The 19,415-nt window shown below is 48.8% G+C and carries 16 protein-coding genes; 13 read left to right on the top strand and 3 right to left on the bottom strand.

The genetic code is table 11. The features are described 5' to 3' along the window. Positions 1 to 137 precede the first annotated feature (137 nt). Positions 138 to 803 (bottom strand): glutathione S-transferase, encoded by a 666-nt coding sequence (locus EDC28_RS15085; protein WP_050659271.1) that lies wholly within the window; start codon positions 801 to 803, stop codon positions 138 to 140. Between the two features lie 230 nt (positions 804 to 1,033). Here EDC28_RS15085 and EDC28_RS15090 point away from each other — a divergent pair, with 230 nt between their 5' ends. Continuing rightward, complete coding sequence (locus EDC28_RS15090; protein WP_123422168.1) at positions 1,034 to 2,773, top strand: carbohydrate-binding module family 20 domain-containing protein; 1,740 nt, start codon at positions 1,034 to 1,036, stop codon at positions 2,771 to 2,773. 43 nt (positions 2,774 to 2,816) lie between these two features. Here the strand turns inward: EDC28_RS15090 and EDC28_RS15095 are convergent, their stop codons facing one another. Next, positions 2,817 to 3,683 carry a LysR family transcriptional regulator gene (locus tag EDC28_RS15095; protein ID WP_123422169.1) on the bottom strand — a complete coding sequence of 289 codons (867 nt, stop codon included), beginning with the start codon at positions 3,681 to 3,683 and terminating at the stop codon, positions 2,817 to 2,819. A 254-nt stretch (positions 3,684 to 3,937) separates the two neighbouring features. Between EDC28_RS15095 and EDC28_RS15100 the strand changes: the two genes are divergently transcribed. The 12 genes from EDC28_RS15100 (at position 3,938) to EDC28_RS20045 (ending at position 18,514) form a co-directional block, all read left to right on the top strand. Further along, complete coding sequence (locus EDC28_RS15100; protein ID WP_050659274.1) at positions 3,938 to 5,239, top strand: carbohydrate porin; 1,302 nt, start codon at positions 3,938 to 3,940, stop codon at positions 5,237 to 5,239. A gap of 508 nt (positions 5,240 to 5,747) precedes the next feature. Next, positions 5,748 to 13,154, top strand: a complete 7,407-nt coding sequence (locus EDC28_RS15105; protein WP_123422170.1) for an FG-GAP-like repeat-containing protein — start codon at positions 5,748 to 5,750, stop codon at positions 13,152 to 13,154. Beyond that, positions 13,151 to 13,678 carry a hypothetical protein gene (locus EDC28_RS15110; RefSeq protein WP_123422171.1) on the top strand — a complete coding sequence of 176 codons (528 nt, stop codon included), beginning with the start codon at positions 13,151 to 13,153 and terminating at the stop codon, positions 13,676 to 13,678. Before EDC28_RS15105 ends, EDC28_RS15110 begins: the two co-directional genes overlap by 4 nt. 1,435 nt (positions 13,679 to 15,113) lie before the next feature. Beyond that, positions 15,114 to 15,455 (top strand): hypothetical protein, encoded by a 342-nt coding sequence (locus tag EDC28_RS15115; protein ID WP_123422172.1) that lies wholly within the window; start codon positions 15,114 to 15,116, stop codon positions 15,453 to 15,455. Positions 15,456 to 15,501: 46 nt separating this feature from the next. Then, positions 15,502 to 15,849, top strand: coding sequence for a hypothetical protein (locus EDC28_RS15120; RefSeq protein ID WP_123422173.1), 348 nt, complete (start codon positions 15,502 to 15,504; stop codon positions 15,847 to 15,849). A gap of 61 nt (positions 15,850 to 15,910) precedes the next feature. Further along, positions 15,911 to 16,249 carry a hypothetical protein gene (locus tag EDC28_RS15125; RefSeq protein WP_148049863.1) on the top strand — a complete coding sequence of 113 codons (339 nt, stop codon included), beginning with the start codon at positions 15,911 to 15,913 and terminating at the stop codon, positions 16,247 to 16,249. Positions 16,250 to 16,283: 34 nt separating this feature from the next. After that, a complete protein-coding gene (locus EDC28_RS15130) occupies positions 16,284 to 16,619 on the top strand; it encodes a hypothetical protein (protein ID WP_123422175.1) in 336 nt (111 codons plus the stop codon). A gap of 28 nt (positions 16,620 to 16,647) precedes the next feature. After that, entirely contained in the window at positions 16,648 to 16,995 is a 348-nt protein-coding gene (locus EDC28_RS15135; protein ID WP_244946600.1) for a hypothetical protein, read from the top strand. A gap of 47 nt (positions 16,996 to 17,042) precedes the next feature. After that, on the top strand, positions 17,043 to 17,387 hold the full coding sequence (locus EDC28_RS20035) for a hypothetical protein (protein ID WP_148049864.1): 345 nt from the start codon (positions 17,043 to 17,045) through the stop codon (positions 17,385 to 17,387). 75 nt (positions 17,388 to 17,462) lie between these two features. Then, a complete protein-coding gene (locus EDC28_RS20040) occupies positions 17,463 to 17,774 on the top strand; it encodes a hypothetical protein (protein ID WP_148049865.1) in 312 nt (103 codons plus the stop codon). Between the two features lie 31 nt (positions 17,775 to 17,805). Beyond that, positions 17,806 to 18,147 carry a hypothetical protein gene (locus tag EDC28_RS15140; RefSeq protein WP_123422176.1) on the top strand — a complete coding sequence of 114 codons (342 nt, stop codon included), beginning with the start codon at positions 17,806 to 17,808 and terminating at the stop codon, positions 18,145 to 18,147. 31 nt (positions 18,148 to 18,178) lie between these two features. Continuing rightward, positions 18,179 to 18,514 carry a hypothetical protein gene (locus EDC28_RS20045; RefSeq protein ID WP_148049867.1) on the top strand — a complete coding sequence of 112 codons (336 nt, stop codon included), beginning with the start codon at positions 18,179 to 18,181 and terminating at the stop codon, positions 18,512 to 18,514. A gap of 518 nt (positions 18,515 to 19,032) precedes the next feature. Here the strand turns inward: EDC28_RS20045 and EDC28_RS15150 are convergent. Then, a complete protein-coding gene (locus EDC28_RS15150; protein WP_123422177.1) occupies positions 19,033 to 19,404 on the bottom strand; it encodes an MmcQ/YjbR family DNA-binding protein in 372 nt (123 codons plus the stop codon). Positions 19,405 to 19,415 lie beyond the last annotated feature (11 nt).

The raw sequence follows: 19,415 nt of genomic DNA on the forward strand, positions 1-19,415 counted from the left end.
CTGCGCTTCGCTGGGGGCGGCCTCGGCCGCTTTGCTTTGGGCACATGCATTGCCTCTGGCCTTAGCCAACAAGGGGCCTGCATTACACTCTGTGCTTTTCGCCATCATCTGTTCCTGCCTTTGCTGTGCGTCCTGCGTTAATCGGCCTGTAAAATCACCGGCCCACCTTTCCTTATGGCTTCTTGATACTGCGAGTTTTTTCGACAACGCTCGATGAACGCCATGATATTGGGGCAATCATCAAGCCCGGCGCGGCTGGCGGCGGCCTCCAGCACAAAACTCATCTGGATATCGGCGGCGCTAAATTCCCCGGCAAACCAGTCGCCCCTGCTCAAGTGCTGCTCGATAAAGGCCAGGTGGCGGCTCAGTTGGGGCTGCAAAAAGCTCTGGGTGACCTTGGCCATCAGTTTACGGGCCACCGGGCGCACCAAAAAGGGCATCGGGCCTTTGGGAATGCGGCTAAAGACCAGTTTCATTACCAACAGCGGCATCAATGAGCCTTCGGCGTAGTGCATCCAGTAGCGGTAGTCCACCAGGGCCTGGCCACCGGCAGGCTTGAGGCGGCCCTGGCCGTAGGTGTCCAGCAGGTATTCGAGGATGGCGCCGGACTCGGCAATCACCAGCTCGCCGTCTTCCAGCACCGGGGATTTCCCCAGCGGGTGCACCGCCTGTAGCGAGGCCGGGGCCAGCATGGTTTTGGCATCGCGCTGGTAGCTTTCGATGCGGTATTCAAGGCCAAGCTCTTCGAGCAGCCACAACACCCGGTGTGAGCGGGAACGTTCAAGATGATGAAGGGTAAGCATGAGGGCTCCTTGTTAAGCCTTGCTCTACGCAACAAGCCGCCACCCGGATCGCCACCCAAACCTCTTTTTATGCCACCACCAACGTGCCCCCGCCTTATGAAAACGTATTCAAGGCGGTTGGCTTTGTCGGCGCCCCAAGGCTCATCTAGGGTCAACAATGCCCTCTCCCGGGGCCGGCCCAACAGCATGGGCCGGGTATGCAGCAAATAATAAGATTTAAGGATAAACCAATGAAAGTCAGTGCCTTATGGTGCCTGGCCGCCGGGCTGAGCCTTGCCTCTGCCCAATCACAGGCCGGTGCCTTCGTACACCTTTTCGAATGGAAATGGACCGACGTAGCCCAAGAATGCGAGCAGTTTCTGGGGCCCAAGGGCTACAGCGCGGTACAGGTTTCACCGCCCAACGAGCATATTCAGGGCAGCCAGTGGTGGACCCGCTACCAGCCGGTGTCTTACCAGCTTGAGAGCCGTGGCGGCAGCGCCGCCCAGTTCCAGGACATGGTCAACCGCTGCAAGGCGGCCGGTGTGGACGTGTATGTGGATGCGGTGATCAACCACACCGCCGCCGGTAGCGGCACCGGGGTGGCCGGTTCCAGCTTTGACAGCGCCAGCCTGAGTTACCCGGCCTACAGCAGCAACGATTTTCACAGCAGCTGTGATATCCAGAGCAGCGACTACGCAAACGATGCCTGGCGGGTACAAAACTGCCGGCTGGTGGGCCTGCCGGATCTCAACACCGCCAGCAATTACGTGCAGCAAACCATTGCCAACTACCTCAACGGTTTGACCGCCATGGGCGTGGCGGGCTTTCGCATCGATGCTGCCAAACACATGGCGCCGAGCGACCTGGCCGGAGTCTACAGCAAGCTCAATGGCAGCCCGCTTATCTTCCAGGAAGTGATAGACCTTGGCGGCGAGGCGGTCAGCGCCAACGACTACACCGCCATGGGCAAGGTCACCGAGTTTCGCTACTCGGCCAATATCGGCAATGTGTTCCGTTACCAAAAGCTCAGCTACCTGAGTAACTTCGGCAGCGCCTGGGGTTTTGTGGGTAGCCCGTCGGCGGTGGTCTTTACCGACAACCACGACAACCAGCGCGGCCATGGCGCCGGCGGCAGCGATATCCTCACCTACAAGGACGGTAGTCTCTACACCCTGGCCAATGTCTTTATGCTGGCCTACCCCTACGGTTATCCCAAGGTGATGTCGAGCTTCTACTTCACCGACACCGATGCCGGCCCGGGAGGCGCCAGTGTCTGGCAAAACGGCCAGCCCTCCGGCTGCTACAGCACCTTTGCCTGCGAGCACCGCTGGCGGCCCATCGCCAACATGGTGGGTTTTCGTAACGCCACCGATGGCGGCGCGCTCAGCAACTGGTGGGACAACGGCAACAACCAGGTGGCCTTTGGCCGCAGCGGCAAAGGCTTTGTGGTGATTAACCGTGAAGGCAGCAGCCTCACCCAGAGTTTCAGCACTGGCATGAGCGATGGCAGTTACTGCAATGTCATCAAGGGTGACCCAGAAAACGGCTGCCTGGACGACAGCGGCAATAGCCATTACCTGACGGTGTCAGCAGGTCAGTTGACGCTGACCGTGCCCGCCATGGACGCCGTCGCCATCTACCAGGGCGCTGGCTGCAGCGGCAATTGCTCGGGGGGCGGTAGCGGCGGCAGCGCCAGCGTGGCGGTGAGCTTTAGCTGCAACAACGGCACCACCTACCAGGGCCAAAGCGTGTATGTGGTGGGGGATGTCGCTGCCCTTGGCGGCTGGGACCCGGCCGCGGCGGTGAAACTCTCACCCACCAGCTACCCCACCTGGACCGGCACCATTAACTTGCCCAGCGATACCGCCGTAGCGTGGAAGTGCCTCAAGCGCGAAGAGGCCGACCCCAATGCCGGCGTGCAGTGGCAGGGCGGGGATAACAACAGCTTTAACACCGGCCAGAGCCAGTCGGTCAGCGGCGGCTTTTAAACCGGCCCGGGTTCACCCAAGCGGCCTTTCGGGGCCGCTTTTTTCAGGCGTCGAGCAGGAAATTGACAAAGGCGGTGTTGGCCCTAGACAGGTAACTGCCTCTGCGCCAAGCGATGGACAGCTCCAGCCACACCGGTTCGCTAAAGGGGATGGAGACCAGGTCCGGCTCGCCATCGACGGCTAATTTCAGCAAGGTGCTGATGCCAAAGCCTTGTTTAACAATGGATTTAATCAGCGGAATCAGGTTGGTTTGAAAGACGATGTTGGGGGTACGCCCGGCCTCGCGGGCCAGCCGGTCGACAATTTTGCGGTGAAAGTAGCCTTCTTGGAACATCACCAGTTCCTGGTCAAAAAAGGTTTGAGGGTCGATGCTTTGGCGGCCGGCAAAGGGGTGATCCTTGGCTACGGTGACCCGCATTTCCTCGGTTAAAAACACCCGCGCTTCCAGCTCCGGCGGTAAGAACTCGGAGACGATCACCGCCAAATCCAGCTCACCGGCTTCCAGCATTTGGCGCAGCTGCCAGGTGCCGGCTTCAATCACCGACAGGTTGAGGCTTGGATGGCGGTGGCGAAAGGCCATCAAAATGGGCGGGAAGTAATAAGAGCCCAGCATCGACGGAATCCCCACCCGCACCTCGCCGGTGCCCAGGCCCCTAAGCTCGTCCATCTCGTGCTCGGCGTCGGTCAGGGCGGTGAGAATGCGCTCGGCGTGGGGCAGCAGGCGGCGGCCCTCGTCGGTCAGAGTGACTTTGCGGTCCTGGCGGTGAAACAGGCTCAGGTTCAGCTCCGACTCGAGCTTGCGAATGGCCATGCTCACCGCTGGCTGGGCTACCCCTAACTGCTGGGCGGCCAGGGTGAAGCTTTGCAACTTGGCCACTTCGTGGAAATAGCGCAGCGCTTTGGTGTCCATCTGTTGTGTCCTTGAGTCCCTGTGAAGAGGCGATTGCCCCTATTTGCTCTGGGCGCCTATAACACCGCCAACAATGCCCATACGACCACTCAGGTAAATCCTCGGGCTTTTAAAATGGCGCCTGTGATAGAAAGGCGCCGTTGACGTTAACTGGTTGACGGTCTGTTCATCTTGCATCCGCAACCGGGTTCTACGCTTTTGTCATGCATTCATTTCAGGGAAGTGTTTTCCCCTTGGACAAGAAGAAGTAAACCATGAACTGTAAAAAGACCCTTACCGCAGCCTCTGTACTGTGGCTTATCAGCAGCGGCTATGCAGCACATGCCGACGATTTCAACGCAGATAACTACCTGTTCGGTGATATTGGGGGCTACCGCAGCCAGCTTCATAACGACGGCATCGATGTCAGCCTGGGCTACACCTTCGAAACCGGTGGCAACCTGAGCGGCGGTGAGCGTCACGCCTACAGCTATGCCGACCAGACAGTACTGGGCTTCGACTTCGATCTCAACAAGCTGTTCGGTCTCGACGGCGGCCGTTTCCGCTTCTCCCTGACCAACCGTGGCGGTCAGGCCCAGAACATCAACAACAAAGCCGAAATTGGCCAGTTGATGCAATCCCTGGAAGTGTACGGCCGTGGCCGCACTACCCGTATCTCCGAATTCTTCTACGAGCAGAAACTGCTGGGCGGCGACCTGGACCTGAAACTGGGCCGAATGAACGTCGGTTCCGAGTTTGGCGACTTCCAGTGCGAATTCTCCTACCTGGGCTTCTGCGGCTCCCAGCCGGGTAACTTCAACTCCACCCTGTACAACTGGCCGATCAGCCAATGGGCCGGTACCGCCAAGTACAACCTCAATCCCGAGTGGTACGTGAAACTGGGCGTTTACCAAATGAACCCCAGCTGGCTGAAAAACAGCCAAGGCCTGAACTTCGGCAGCCCCCACGGCACCAAAGGCCTGACCATTCCGGCCGAACTGGGCTGGACCCCGACCCTGAACGGCCTGCCGGGTACCTGGAAACTGGGTTACTGGTATGACACCGCCGGTGGCAACGACCTGTACTACAACGAGCAGGGCCAACCGCTGATCCTCGACGGTGGCGTAGCGCGCACCCACAGCAACAAGTCCGGTGCCTACTTCGTGGTTGACCAGCAGATCACCTCTGTTGACGGCGACAGCAGCCGCGGCCTGAGCGTGTTCTCCAACATCACCCTCAACGACCGTGACATCACCACCGTAGACCGCTCCTTTAACGTCGGTATCGTCTACAAAGGGCCTTTCGCGTCTCGTCCGAAAGACCAGTGGGGCCTGGCCGGCCAGTACCTGCACGTCTCCGATCGCCTGTCTGACAGCCAGCGCCTCTTTAACGCCGCTGTGATGGGTGGCGACATGCCGGTCCAAGACGACGAAATGGTGTTCGCTTCCTACTACAAATTCCAGGTCACTCCCGCTCTGGCGCTGCGTCCTGAAATTCAGTACATCCACAACCCGGGTGGCCTGAGCGAAAACGACAACGCCTGGGTTGCGACCCTCAAAGGCAGCGTAGCTTTCTAAGCTCGCGCAACCATCTGAAAAAGGGAGGCTTAGGCCTCCCTTTTTTGTGCCTATTTAATTAACAAAAAGGTATCGGTACAAACTTGAAACACACAGCGACAACTGAATATTAGCTTTGCTTGATTAATGTTGTGGTCAGCATGGGTGGGCATTTCCTCTATTTTTACTGCCTCTGCTGAAGGGGAGGAGGACATAAAATGAAATATCCAATTTTGTTAATTTTATGTTTGATTTTCGCCTTGGCTGTTTATTTTTTGCGCATGATGAATGTGCCTTAAATTCTGTTGATATTATGAGCATTGCTCGGTAATATCTTAGTGTATTCACACTTTATTCATTATCTTCGGCAGGATGCTCGCAATGGCAAAGGTTTGCTTCTTTTCTCACTCTCCGCTCTCGCTTCTAGCCTGCCACCGGTGCTGCGTGTCTACCTGACACCTGCCATAACTTTTTCGGATAAGACTCCTGTACATACAGGGACAGTGCTGACTTTTATTGGGTCTTTCTAATGTATTTTAAAAAAATCGCTCAAGCTCTTTTGGTAATGGCTTTCTCTGCAAGTTGTTTGGGTTGGACAACCTACAAAAATGGCAGTGATTACTATTTCCAGGCCGATAAAAAAATCGCACTGATCCATGCCTCCCCGTCTTTCCCTATTGCCTTCCGAAATCCTGCCGGTGGTTTTGAGCTTAAGAATAACGGTGACGGAACCTGGAGCCTTGTACCGCTTAGCGATGCCCAATGGGCCAGCATTTCCCCTTCACTGACTGCATCGGACTTCGATATTGTCGAAGCTGACTTTAATGGCAACCTAGAAAACGATTTGCTGCTGGTTTCCAAAGGATCAGCTGGCGATAGCTTTGTTATCAGTGGCAACTATAAAACGCTGCAGCACTTTAACGGCACCGAACTGAATTCCACTATTCTTGCCAGCGCCGATACCAACGGCGATGGGACTTACTCAGCGTCTGAATTGAACGCAGTGATTAACGATAATCACCTGCCCAGTACGCCGCTCTCTGCCAATTTATCCGGCTTAACTGCCGGCCAATTCCGTGTAGACGAATCCGGTAGTGCAACCTATTCCGTACCCCTGACTATTCCTGGTGGCCGAACCAGCGTTCAGCCAAGCATCTCGTTGGATTATTCCAGCGCCAATAAAAGCGATGGCATAGCCGGTATTGGTTGGAGCCTCAGTGCCAGCTCAAGCATTTATCGTTGCCCTAAAAATATTGCCCAGGAAGGCGCCATTGGCGGCGTGACCTACAGCACCGCTGACAGACTGTGCCTTGATGGCCAAAAGCTATTTGTAAAAGGCTATGTTACCCAGCGCCCGGCGCCGAGTGACGCCACCTATTGGGCCGCCAACCAAACCTATGTTACTGAAATCGCCTCGGGTATTGAGGTGCACGCCGTTGGCACCCTCAGTACTGGATCCGGTTATCTCTATGCAGAGACAAAAGCCGGTGAAAGACAGTTCTATGGGCGTAGGAGCGAGGCCAATGCCAAGCTTTGGACCTCCGTCGTAGAAGCCGGCCAACATGCCTCTGTGGTATCGAGCTGGCTAAGGGATGTGGTTGCCGACCGCCTTGGCAATGCGGTGCTTTACGACTATCAGCAACCGCAACAGGGCGAGGTGCTACCCAAGCGTATCTCCTATACCGCGATGGTAAATACCAGCTCAGGGTTGGTCAGCTCTGACGGCAACAATCAGGTGGTATTCCAATATGCTGATCGCAGCTATCCGGAATCGTTGCTGTCTTACGGCACTATCATTAACAAAACCAAGTACCTGACTAACGTCTTGGTTTATGACGATGGTGAACTGTGGCGCAGTTATAACCTGTATTACGATGCTGCAACGTCCGTTGATAAAGCCACTACCTTGGCTTCGGTTCAGGAGTGTACGCCGTCAGTAGATTGTTTGGCACCCCTTGCCTTTGATTGGCAAAAAAGCCATCCAAAAGATGCCGTGTTTCAAACCGCCTCTACCATCAGTGTTGAAAATGGCGACCAAGCAAATAATTATTTCATGGATTTTGATGGCGATGGTAATACCGATCTACTTTATTTAAGTAATGGCAAATGGTACCTACGCTCCAATATTACCGGTTCGCCAGTGTTGTTGACTAACTCCACTATTTCCTCACCAGAAAAGATAAAATTTATTGATTGGAATGGTGATGGCACAATGGACATCCTGGCTAGTATCAATGGTGTATGGAATGTCCTTTATTATTCGCCAACGCAACGGAAAGATATAAAGGTCTGTAATAACCCAGATCTTGGTCGTTGTACTATCGTTATACCCGCTTCTGCAACGAAGTCCTACAACTTAAATATTCCGTCAAAGGGTCTAGAAGCTAAGACTTTTGTCGCTGATTTTGATGGCGATGGACTACAAGATATTCTATTTGTCGATAATGGCGTAATCTCTGGATATAAAAACAAGGTCGAAAATGGTATAGGGTTCTCAGGTTCAAAGAAGCAGACCTTATCTAGCAATAGATTCGGTATGAGCCTTAATGATTGGGATGTTCATAGCTCAAGTATTGATAGCTTAGATAACATGAGTCTGGTTGACGTTAATGGTGACGGTCTGACAGACTTATTGCTTGCCTACACCATGACAGTCGGAACATGTAAAGGATATCCTGACGAAGATAGCGAGGATTCATGCAGTGCAGTAGACGGGCATTGGCAAGAATATACATCAACTTCTTTAGGAGTATGGATTGCGAATGGTCAAGGTTATGATGACCCGGTAACTATTGTCGACGAAAATCACTTTAAGACTATAATGTCAGCCGATTTTAATGGTGATGGTCTGACTGATTTCCTATATCGTAACCTGGGCGGTTGGTCTTACATCATCTCTCTCGGTGACGGTCATTTTACAAAGCCAAAATTGATCTCAATATATGGGGATGACAGCAATTTTTATAAGGTGCATTTGGCCGATATTAACGGTGATGGCCGTACCGATATTATCTTCCCCGGTAGTAGCGGTAATGATGCTTATATTAACTATGCTTATGTACCTGCCGGTAGTACCACTGTTGACTTTACTGGTAGCACTTTCCAGGCAGGACTAAAAATTGAGGACTACTTCCAATTTGCCGATATCGATAACGATGGGCAAATCGATGCGGTGTCGGTATTAAGCGGCAGCCTTAAGGTTTACAAAAACTTTCGCGCTGGGTTAGACGATAACGTTATTACTGCCTTTAATACCGACTCGGCCGCCATGGGTACTAAAACCACGGTCACTTATGGCCAGTTGAATGACTCGGACGTGTACTTTGCGACCGATTCCAACAACGCTACCAATGATGGTGTTTTACGGCGCTTGGGGCCATCCACCATGAAGGTGGTCTCAAAGGTCACCTCTGACGCCCCTGCTAATAGCTCTGTCAGTGTTGCTTATAGCTATGGTGGTGGTTTACTTCATACCCAGGGTCGGGGCTTCCTTGGTTTTGAAGTGTTGGCAACCAAAGATCTGCAGCGTAACGTCACCACCAAAACCAATTACAACCAAATCTTCCCTTTAACTGGTACGCCGGCCAGTACCAGTAAAGTAACCAACGACGGTACCTTGCTCAGCGAGTCCATCACCCTGTATCCGCAAGACGGCAGTATTCCCGCGCCCGAAGGGAGTACTGTTGTTAATCATCAGCTAAGCAAGGTTGCACGTAACCTCGATTCCACTGGTGGTTATGTGGTGTACCCGGCCTACACCCGCGATATCAGCTATGCCTTAGACGGCAGTGGTGCCTCGGTTACCGAGCAAAGTTCCGACCAAGATACCTATGGCAACGTGTTGTATAGCGCCACCGCAACCTACTTCTCTACCACACCGCACGATGTTTTCTACAGAGAGCTGTTTAATAGTTACAGCGATGCCCGCTTTGGGCGCCTTACCTGCGCTGCGGCGGTAAACACCCGTGCCGGTGGTAGCCCAGTGGGTTATCGCCTCTCTGCTTGCGATGGCATGGCTCCGCATGCTGATCGCGGCAAACAGAGCATTACCAAAGTCAGCCACTTTACCTACAACGGTAACTTGCTGCTGGCAACCGAGCAGGTCGACGGGCTTTACCTCAAAAGCTATAGCTACGACAGTTACGGCAATATCAGCCGGTCTGTTACCAGCTCATTGTTTGCTGGCGAAGGCTCACTCTCGCAAGTAGAAGAAGCTAACTACTCTGACCGTGGCCTGATTTCTGACAAAACCGTTTATGGCGTAGATAAAAACGGTACCGAGTCTACCCATCTCACCACGCAGTATCGCTATAACGGCACCACTGCCGCTGCGGTTACCGGCATTATCAGCCAGGTAACCACTATCGATGCCAATAATGTCAGTAGCAGTCAGTACTCCGATGCGCTGGACCGGGTAGTGAAGGTGGTGGATGCTTACGGTAAGAGCCAGCAAACCAGTTACGGTATGTGCACCTCTGGCTGCCCATCTGGCGCACGCTACTATCAGCACAGTTTTGGTGACCAAACACCGGATAAATACAGTTACTTCAATAAGTTTGGTTTGAACGTTCAAACCGCTACCAAAACCTTGAATCCTCAGGGGACTTACGGGATAACCCACACTAGCTACGACCGCTTTGCAAGGGTAGTAACCGCGAGCGAGCCGGTATTGAATGCGAGCCCTTCATATAACGTCAGCAGTGCGCCCTACAGCGTACAAACCTATGACCTCTTTGACCGGGTGCTAACCCAAACTGACCCGCGTAAATACGTTAGCCGCTTTGCTTACAGCCTGGGTAAAACAACCCAAACCAATGCCAAAGGCTATAACGCTATTACTCTGAGCAATGCCAGTGGCGAAACCACCGAAACCATCGACCAACGTGGCCAGAAGGTCGACTTTATCCGCAGTGTTGACGGCTCGGGCTTATTAACCAGCACCGACGTCACGGCTGCTTTTGGGTCAAGTGCCAGTAATACAGTGGGAGTTTCTCGAAGCCACACCAATATTTTTGGTCAAGCCGATTGGAGCGCAGACCTCAATAAAGGTGCCAGCGCTTCACGCTACGATGCCTTTGGCAACATGGTACAAGCCTGGGATATCAATTTGGCTAACAACGCCAGCTTAGATGCTCAGCGGGATGCGGCGCTTGCCGTGCTGGCCGGTGGTAGTGTTGTGGCCACAGACGACAAACTGTGGATTGCCTATGATGGCCTGGGCCGTAAAGTGGGCCAGAAGTCATCGAAAAAGCTCGGTAGCAGCTACCAGGTGGTTACGCAATGCTGGGCATACGACACGGCCAGCAACGGTAAAGGTAAGGTTGCCAGTAGTTGGCAAACTACCAGCACTGAAACCACTGAAAGTAGCACCATTGCCTGTAGTGGCGCTGCCAACAGTGAATGGGTAGAAAGCTACCAGTACAACGGTAAGGGGCAACCGGTCCTTACCACCACAACCATTGACGGCAAAACCTACACTGCCGCCCAAAGCTATGACGGCTACGGCCGGGTGCAATATCAGTCCTTGCCTGGTACTGCTAAAGCCGGTGTCGAATATGTGTATGACAGCAACGGCTTTTTAAGTCAGCGTTACCAGTTTGCCATCAGCAGCGCCAGTGCCAGTGGCATTAGCGGTAGCCGTGGCAACCTTATCGATCACAACGAGTTAATGGATGCTCGCGGCAATATCACTACCCAATCCTTGGGTAACGGTTTAACCAATTCACGTATTTACGGCGGTGATACCGGTTTTATCAAAACCATTGCTGTATCTTCAGGTAGCGCCAATAAACTGCAAGTTGATTACGGCTTTGACTCTTTGGGGAATCTTGAATCCCGTACTTGGAATACCACGCACTTCTTGTTAGATAGTGCTGGTTGGATAGTCAGGCGTGATACTTACCAATACGATTCGCTTAATCGGCTTACTCAGGCAAGCGTTAACTACGATCCCCTCGTTGCGCAAGATCCTGTTGGTGAGGAGTGCGGCAAAAATTTAATTTGTGTCGATGACCCTACCGATCCGGTTTCCAGTATGTCAACGATGTCACTGGCATCTACGTCATTTACGCCGATCGTCTCACCACCCAACAGCGAAGAAACCTACAGCTACGACGGTGCGGGCAACTTCCTTAAAAAAGGCAGTATCAGCGACTACACCTACGACGCGGCCAACCCCTACCGGATGACCCGTGCCAATGGTCGCACTTACCAGTATGACAACAACGGCAATGTCACCTCAGACGGCGTTCGCCAATTCAGCTACAACGCTGCCGACAGGGTCACCCAGATAACCCAAGGCAGTAGCGTTACCAGCTTCCGCTACGGCCCAGGCCAGGTGCGTTTTGCTCGCACCGACACCCGGGTAGTGGATGGTAAAACCGTGGTCATTAAAACCTTGTCGGTCGGTGGCATGGAGCGCATCACCGAAACCACAAACGGCAGCGTAACCAGCGACAAAGAACGCTACGACTTTGGCGATGCCATTCAAACCCACTACATCTCTACCGGAGTAGACTCGGTCAGTTACCTGCATAAGGACTACCAAGGTTCCATCATCGCTGTTAGCGACAGCAGCGGTGTGGTGCAGGAGCAACGTTTTTACGACCCTTGGGGTAAGGCCACCGCTACCAAACTCAATGGCGATACCGGCCCGCTGTTGTGGTTCACCAAACTGGTCACCAACCGCGGCTATACCGGCCATGAACAGCTGCCGGATATGGACCTTATCCATATGAATGGCCGCATTTACGACAGCACAGTCGGCCGCTTTATGCAGGCTGATCCGTTAGTGCAAGCGCCCGGCAATCTGCAGAACTACAACCGTTATAGCTATGTCATGAATAACCCCATGACGCTGACGGATCCCAGTGGATTTTTGTTTGGCAAAATAGGTAAGTTCTTTAAGAAAAATTGGAAAACATTAGCAGCGATCGCAGTTGGTTACGTTACTTTTGGCCTGGGAACAGGTATCTGGTCCCTCACTAACATGGGAAATCTTGCTCTTGGTCAGGCTATTGGTTGGGGAGCCGTCGCTGGTGCAACATCGGGCTTTGTGGCAACGGGGTCTTTACGAGGAGCAGCCTACGGTGCACTAAGTGGAGCTGTATTCGGAGGACTTGGTATGTCCGGGCTTAAAGGCTTCGACGCATTTGCTGTGAGTGGCCTGGCTGGGGGCGTCCTTTCTACAGTTCAAGGCGGTAAATTTGGCAACGGCTTTATTAGTGCCGGTATTGGCGCAGCAGTTGGAGGGCAGTTTGGAGCAAACCCTTACAATCAAGTGCTTGGTTCCGCTGTAGTGGGTGGTACGGTTTCTGTCCTAACTGGCGATAAATTTGCTAATGGTGCAGTAAGTGCTGCATTTGCGGCTGCTCTTCGTGCAGAGTGGAATTCTGAAACCAGATTAGATGGGAATGGTGAGCCTGGGGATATATCAAACGACGTTGATGTAAATAGTATATTAAGAAAAGGAAAGCTTTCGACATCTTATCTAGGTGATAATCATTACGGAGTTGATGTTAACGCGACCATTATGAATGGAGGCGGATTAAGTACCGATGAATTTAGTGATGAAGTTTCAAAAATTGAAAATGCGTTTAATGGGTCATATAAAATTGATAGTGGTGCGATTATTGAAATTCATGTCAGCTTGAGCGTCGTTAACTCGGGTGGTGATTTTAGTATGTCGAGTTGTGGGGATTATGTTTGCTTTGTGGGAGGGAAGCCCGGGTCTGGCTTCGCATATGTCGCAGGAAAAGAAATAACTCTTGCAACTCATCGTAGTAATCTTACATCTGCCCATGAATTTGGCCATATTCTAGGATTTCATCATCAAGCCAACCTAACGAATAGCCTGATGAGCTACTCTGAACAAAGGTCATTGACTGGGAATGATGCTTTTCGCCTATTTAAGGCTTACAGGGAGGCGGGGTATTGAGAGATTTTATTAAAATTTTCATTTTGATATTCATGCTTTTCTCAAATATGGTTTTTTCTCAAGAACTGTTTTTGGTTAATAAGCATGACTACATATCGTTATATAGATTTATTTCTTATAGTGTTGACGGGGCAATGTATAACGGAGAGTCAGAGGGTGATTATTGCATTTATGATTCAACTTTGTTTTATTCATATGATGGTAAAATTTATCCCAAGCAAAAGAAGGTTATTTCGAAAGGTCAATGTTCAGACAAAGAGAAAATAAATGGCTATATATATGAAAATAAAAGCAAGCTCCCGCAAAATGTGGCAATTAGTAAAGTTGACTTTTTCATTGATGAGATAAATAATTTTAAGAATTGTAGTGATGTTTGCAAGACAAATATAAAAGGAAAATCATTTATTATATCTGAGATCAACGTGAGGGCTGATGATACACTTGAAGCTTTTATCATTGCGGATGGAGTCTTAATATCAGCGATTAAGGATAGCAAGATTCACTGGTTTAAGGTTCTACGATAAATTTTTATTCTAACTGATTGTTGTAGAGTGCATTTGTTTGTGTGTGTGATGGGAAATGATTTTTTATAGTGAGAATATCAGGAATATTGATTGATATTCTCTAAAGGAGAACTTTTTCTGAGCACTATAGTGATCTACTTCTTCACACTTATATGTCTTTAACAGCAACCTGCGCAGCACAAACCAGCAGAACTGTGCAGGCTTGGCCAGCAAGCTGTGTGAGTGAGGGCAGCGCCGTCAAGTGACGGTGCTGCAAAGAATGGACGGCTGTGCTGATTTATCTTGCGCAGTTGTGCTGGTTTTGATGGCGCAGTGTAATGACGAAAGATGCGGTATTCAGACTTGGATCTTGTTATTGCTATGGCGATGCTGATTGAGTTTTTGCACTAACCATATCAGGTCATGCCTGGCGGTAGAATCTAAAATATAAAGAGGACACCCATCTTCTGATTTTCGAAATTTCAGTAAATCAGTGAGGCTTAGGGTGTGAAAGAGCCTTTAGCCTAGCAGGCTAAACCAATAAAGCTTTGGCCAGCAGGAGGCGAGTGAGTTAATAATCGTCGCATGATGCTGACAGTGGAAATGTACCTATTCCACCGGAAAGAAAGTTACGTTGGCCTTAACCGGTTTTAGCGAGGGCGGCAGTAAAGGCTTCCCTATTATTGAGCAAGTCTGGCTAAAGTAGCCATAAATAAGGGTAAGAATAATGAAATGGATAGCTGTTGTCTCTCTTTTGCTCGCCTCGGCCGGTGGATTTGCTGATGAGTTAATGGTTACCACAAAGATCCAACCCCTTTTTATGAGGCCGCTTTACGGTAGTCTGGTGTTTTTTGGTGTCGTAAATAAACTTACACAGACTAAATATAATGGTTGTGCCATTAATAGAATGGCATTCGTCAGTCTAGACAATTGGCTTAGTAATAGTCACTTTTTACTATAGATTTCATGGCTTACCGAATGCTGCTCAACGATACACTAGAGTAGTGGCTAATTTCTAATTTTCTATTGAATAAAATTAAGTGTTATAAAAATATTTACTTTGGTATAGAGGACTCGATAGATATGCAATTCATCCTAAAAACCGTCAGAAATCTATTATTTACCGTTATGGCTGTATTCTCATCGCTTTGTCATGCCTATGATGGTTGGTCTGGGGAACTTCAAGTCAACTCCATCCGTGTATATTCTGCGAATTTGGTACTTGTTACGATGCAAGGTGCCGCAAATCCTGGGAATTGTTCTGATACCAGTTATTTAGCACTAACATCTCCAGATACCGAAAGTGGTAAGCGTGCATACAGTGCTCTCCTAACAGCCTATTCCACTGGGAAAAGAGTTACACTAGCTCTGACTGGTTGCAGTGAGGGCGGCAGTAAAGGCTTCCCTATTATTGAGCAAGTCTGGCTGAAGTAGCCATAAAATGAGGGTAAGAATAATGAAATGGATAGCTGTAGTCTCGCTTTTACTCGCCTCGGCCGGTGGATTTGCTGATGAGTTAATGGTTACCACAAAGATCCAAACCCTTTATATGGGGCCACTTTACGGTAGCCTGGTGTTTGTAGGTGTGGAAAACAAGCCTACCCAGGCTAGGCCTAATGGTTGTACTGAAGACAGTAACTTTGATTTCGTTTTAGATTTAAATAGTAACTTTGGTAAAGAGTATTACAGTGCATTACTTGCCGCCTACAGTGCTGGCCGCCAAGTTAGATTGCAATCCTATGATAACTGTAATCTCTATGGAAGTGTGCCAACACTCAAGACCTTATGGCTTAAGTAAAAGGCTGTAAGGCCTGTTTTCATGAAGAGTATAAGAGGGATTTTTTTTGAAAAAGTGGCTATTGATTTTCCTTTTTTCTTTGCCAGCCTGTGCCAACTATACCTGTACTGGGCCGGTATTGGGGGTAGCTATTGAACCCAAAACGGGCGATATTCTTGTCGAGAAACTGGCCAGCTTATCTTGGCCTAGGCTGTGCAGTGTTACATCAGTAAAAAATGGTGTTTCTTTAGAGAGCTGTAAGGCCGTTTATAGCCTACTTCTGTCAGCCCAAGCGCAAAATAAGTCGGTTATTTTGTGGTTTAATGACGGCAAGGATTGCACAACCACCAGTCACCCCACCTGGAATATGTTGGAGGGCTGGTATTTTGGGCCGGAGCTAATGAATAGTCAATAATTCAGGCCTGGGTCTTGCGGTTAAAGAGTACTTATTCTCGCTATTTTAAAAGGCAATGATCATGATGATGAAAAAATACTGGCAGGTGCTTCTTGTCTCACTCATGGTGTTTCCCTCTTTTGCCACCACGATGAGCAACGTAAAAATCACCACTCTGATGATGGACAAATCTCACGGTAATCTTCTTTTTATCAAGACCGACAAGACGCATACAAGTGGTAGTCCCGATTGTTACGCATCATCATGGAGCTTTGTTTTTCAGCTCGATGGTACTCTAGCCGATAAAATGTATTCCGCATTACTTGCTGCAAAAACGACGAACACCACTATCACATTAGTGGGCAGCGATAGCTGTGAGCTGTACGGTGGTATTGAAACACTAAGGCGCTTGGAGTTGTAAAGTAGTGACTTATCTTTCTTAAGGACGTTGACTTATGTATAAGGCCATCCTCACGGTTATTTTCCTTCTTGCTTCTCTTGGCTGCCAAGCAGAAGTCATTACCTGCTCCAACATGGATATTCAATCGGTGGCCGCAGAGGGCGATCGTGATGACAACTTTGTCGCCCAAAGCTCGTTGTTGATTAAACTTAGCTCCAACTGTGCTGGGAAAAATTACGTATTCGCGTCGCTAGACGATCCTGCTTTTAATGCTTTTTTATCCGTAGCGTTGGCTGCCAAATCGACAGGGAAAAAAGTCGAGATAGCGATAAATACCAGTAAAGCCATTAGCTTTGCCAATTATATCGCTTACATCGCGTTCTCCGGCTGATTTTTAATAAAAGTATATAGGTGGTAAAATGAAACGTTTCTTTATGGTGTTTATTTCCTCTTTTATTCTCTTTAGTGTTTCGGTACTAGCCGGTACCCAAACCGGTACGGTAAGCCAGATTATTGTTAGGCAGAGTGATGGTTTGCATTATTTTTATATCTCCGGTCCTAGCTCTGAAAAGCCTGGATGTGCATCCAAATCTTATTGGATGATCAAGGATGAAAGCTCTGCAGCAGGTAAGGATCAATATGCTTTGTTAATGATGGCTTATTCAATGAGAGCTAAGGTCAGGGTCGATGGATTATCAACCTGTACACGTTGGCTGGATGGGGAAGATGTGAACACTATCTTACTTTTACCTCCTTCATCTAGCTAGAATGTGACCTTTATAAAATTATTCATTATTATCTAAGGATTGAGCAGATGAGATTTTACAGGTTAATTTTTCTTTTTATTTTATTCCCTTCAATATGTTTTGCAGCAGCATACCAAGGGAAAGTCGCAAATGTGTTTGCGTCTTCAAATAAAGTGTATATTTTTGTTAATAAAGGCTACTTCGATAACTCTAGCTCTTGTACTGGAGAAACTAGTTACTTTGTTCTGTGGCTTGACCCATCAACAGATTATGGTCGAGCAATGCTATCAATCGCTCTGACGGCTAAAACTTCTAAAACGCTTGTATGGGTTTCTGGTGATAATAATTGTTCCATTGGTCCAAGCTCTCATAAGGCTGAGAAACTATTATCTATTGACTTGAAAGGCGATTAATTTATATTTTTAATATGGATTATTTTATGAATAAGTTTTCATCAATTTAATCAAGATAACTCCAACGGTGTTTTCATGAATAGGTTTTTGCTCTTGATCTCGGTGTTACTTTCATTCCCGAGCTCAGCAAATGAAGAATATGGAAAAGTAGTCGCCACTGTGGGTGTTCAAACTACATCTATAGGTTACTTTCGTATCGAAGGTGGATTTGCCACCAATTGTAGTTCAGGGGTAATGTATTTTGATACCAGCACCGACTTTGGTCGTTCTGCTTTAACAACCATCTTGTCAGCTAAGATGGCGGGTAAAAAGCTCTCTCGGATTGTTTATGTCCAAAATGAAGTGAGCAAATCTTGCAATCTCACATTGGTTGAGGTCGAAGCTTAACCGCCTTTCTTTATTATAGGAGTAAGTGACAGTGCGAAACTTGTTAATCATCTTTTTAGCTGTATTTTCGGTAGTAAGTTATGCCAGCGAAATTAATGGTGTGAAAGTTAAGCAGCTTTCTATTAATGAGAATTACGGTGATTTTATTTTTATAAAGTTAAGCCAGTCACCTGAACGGATCGCCTGTTCAAAGAATGGTTATTGGGATTATACCTTGAAACTGAGCACCGATGCCGATAAGGCGCTTTATTCCATGCTACTCATGGCTGCCTCATCGGGTAAAAGCATTAATGTTTCAGGGTTAGATCAACCGGCTTGTAATGAATTCAATACTATTGAAAGTGCCAGCAGGATCGATTTAAACGTTGAGTAATGGGTGAATTTTTATTAAAAAAGGAATGAGTATGAAATTTTTTTTTGCATTTCTGATTTTCATTTCATTTTCTTCTCTTGCCGATACTAGATGTGACGGTAAGATTAGTGATCTAGCGATTGGACATGGCGGTGTGGTGCTCGTTACGATTCCAGAACAATTTAGTGCTGTTTATATTTGTTCTGTTGTTGATAAACAGAATGGTGTTGACCCGGAAGCCTGTCGAGCGATGTATAGTACTTTATTGGCAGCGAAAGCAGCAGAGAAAAGTGTCTCTATTACATTCTTACCGGCGATTTCGTCTTGCTCTATGAATAAGTCTTGGGCTTGGGCACAAAATATAAATTGGATTTTCCTGAAGAATTAGCGTTCTGATTGGTAGTGCTCATATTTAAAAGTGAGCACTTATCTTTCTACTACTTTTAATTTTCCGGATCGAATTGATTAACAGTACAAAATGGGCTGTTTTTCTTTTCCGTTGTGTATACTGCCCCGGTCGCCTTTCCTGCAATCCAAGTGGCTAGTACGACAGATATAAGTGATCTGTCTTCTTTTCTTATTAGCATCCAACCATACATAGTATCCTTACAGTTATCGGGCAGTCCTGAGTCTAGTTTTATTAGGATGCCATCAGTAGTTGCCGTGAGGTTATTTATCTTTTCATATTGGTAATTAGCAGCTGAAAAAAGAGAGCGTTGCTAACATCATTGTGAAAAACAAGACTAACTTCTTCGTTGATAACTCCTTATCTTTCGTAGAAAAATATGATGCCTTGCTTCCTTTTTGCATGGGTTATTTACATGCCTGTACTAATTTCTATAGCTGATGATAACCCTTAGTTGTCGATCTGAACGCTTCAGATTGATTGAGTGAAATTTCACACATTTACCCCCCTATACCGTACTTGGCTTTGATGGCTTCGCGGTCTTTCTTTTTTAGCCCCGCCACTACCAGCGCATAAGAGCTGTCTACCATCCGTTCTATTTCGCCGGTGGGCACGGTGCCGTCCAGCAGCAGGGTGTTCCAGTGCAGTTTGTTCATGTGATAGGCCGGTTTGACGGCGCTGAAGATATCGCGAAGGGCGAGGGCCTGGTGGGGGTCGCATTTGAGGTTAACGGCGTCGCCACCTAAAAAATGGCCGGTCAGGGCAAACATCTTGCCGCGAATTTTATAGACGGCAGCCTCTGGGCCGAAGGGGAAGTCTTCGATGGCTTCGGGTTTGCTTAAAAGATACTGGCGAAGCTGCGTTGGGGTCATGGCGAGGTTCC

Source organism: Gallaecimonas pentaromativorans (genome assembly GCF_003751625.1).
In the GTDB taxonomy this organism is placed as follows: Bacteria; Pseudomonadota; Gammaproteobacteria; order Enterobacterales; family Gallaecimonadaceae; genus Gallaecimonas; species Gallaecimonas pentaromativorans.

What these genes read in the sequence shown, in the direction of transcription:
- EDC28_RS20035 (WP_148049864.1), top strand. Translation starts at nt 17,043, where the DNA reads ATGAGATTTTACAGGTTAATTTTTCTTTTTATTTTATTCCCTTCAATA.
- EDC28_RS20045 (WP_148049867.1), top strand. Translation starts at nt 18,179, where the DNA reads ATGAAATTTTTTTTTGCATTTCTGATTTTCATTTCATTTTCTTCTCTT.
- EDC28_RS15105 (WP_123422170.1), top strand. Translation starts at nt 5,748, where the DNA reads ATGTATTTTAAAAAAATCGCTCAAGCTCTTTTGGTAATGGCTTTCTCT.
- EDC28_RS15150 (WP_123422177.1), bottom strand. Translation starts at nt 19,404, where the DNA reads ATGACCCCAACGCAGCTTCGCCAGTATCTTTTAAGCAAACCCGAAGCC.
- EDC28_RS15090 (WP_123422168.1), top strand. Translation starts at nt 1,034, where the DNA reads ATGAAAGTCAGTGCCTTATGGTGCCTGGCCGCCGGGCTGAGCCTTGCC.
- EDC28_RS15130 (WP_123422175.1), top strand. Translation starts at nt 16,284, where the DNA reads ATGTATAAGGCCATCCTCACGGTTATTTTCCTTCTTGCTTCTCTTGGC.
- EDC28_RS15100 (WP_050659274.1), top strand. Translation starts at nt 3,938, where the DNA reads ATGAACTGTAAAAAGACCCTTACCGCAGCCTCTGTACTGTGGCTTATC.
- EDC28_RS20040 (WP_148049865.1), top strand. Translation starts at nt 17,463, where the DNA reads ATGAATAGGTTTTTGCTCTTGATCTCGGTGTTACTTTCATTCCCGAGC.
- EDC28_RS15095 (WP_123422169.1), bottom strand. Translation starts at nt 3,683, where the DNA reads ATGGACACCAAAGCGCTGCGCTATTTCCACGAAGTGGCCAAGTTGCAA.
- EDC28_RS15115 (WP_123422172.1), top strand. Translation starts at nt 15,114, where the DNA reads ATGAAATGGATAGCTGTAGTCTCGCTTTTACTCGCCTCGGCCGGTGGA.
- EDC28_RS15085 (WP_050659271.1), bottom strand. Translation starts at nt 803, where the DNA reads ATGCTTACCCTTCATCATCTTGAACGTTCCCGCTCACACCGGGTGTTG.
- EDC28_RS15135 (WP_244946600.1), top strand. Translation starts at nt 16,648, where the DNA reads ATGAAACGTTTCTTTATGGTGTTTATTTCCTCTTTTATTCTCTTTAGT.
- EDC28_RS15125 (WP_148049863.1), top strand. Translation starts at nt 15,911, where the DNA reads ATGATGATGAAAAAATACTGGCAGGTGCTTCTTGTCTCACTCATGGTG.